This is a genomic window from Oleiphilus sp. HI0066 (genome assembly GCF_001635725.1).
Genome location: NZ_LWFH01000468.1, coordinates 1 through 616 on the forward strand (window position 1 = coordinate 1; position 616 = coordinate 616).

Consider the following 616-nt stretch of genomic DNA (forward strand, 5'->3'; position numbering starts at 1 on the left):
TCAGAGGTGATGGCAAAATCTGAAGAGCACGAGCAAGCAAAAGAGCAAGAACAATCGAAGATTGAAGCTGAGCTAAACCAATCGCTCACCGCACTCGACAAGCTTCTTGACGAAAAGCAGCTCAACGCATCCAAACAAAAGATTCAACAAGTACGAAAACTGCATAAAAAGCTGACTAAGAAAAGACAAAATCACTACACATCTGCCCTAAAACTACGTAGTGATCAACTGAATGAATTGAGAGATTGGCAAGGCTTTGCTGCATCGCCAGAGCAAGAAAGATTATGTGAATCGATGGAAGCTCTGATTGATAAGCATATAGATCCTCAAGAAAAGTCAGCCCAAATAAAGCAACTTCAAGAACGCTGGAAAAGTCTTGGCGGCGCGCAAGACCCTGCCCTATGGCAACGCTTTTCAAATGCGGCTGAGGCAGCATTTGCACCATGCGCTGAATATTATTCTGAGCAAGGCGAGCTGAAAAAAGCCAATCTCGAAAAACGTAAAAAGCTTGCCGCTGAACTTGCTGAATTTGTCGAGCAAATCAACTGGGAAACAGTGGATTGGAAAGCAGTAGAAAAAATAAATCGTCAAGCTCGCAACGAATGGCGCGAAGCTC

Annotated in this window: 1 protein-coding gene; it reads left to right on the top strand. The window is 44.0% G+C overall.

From position 1 onward, the window contains the following. Positions 1-616 (top strand): DUF349 domain-containing protein (locus A3738_RS06710; protein WP_197473653.1); only part of this gene is annotated, 616 nt, incomplete at both ends.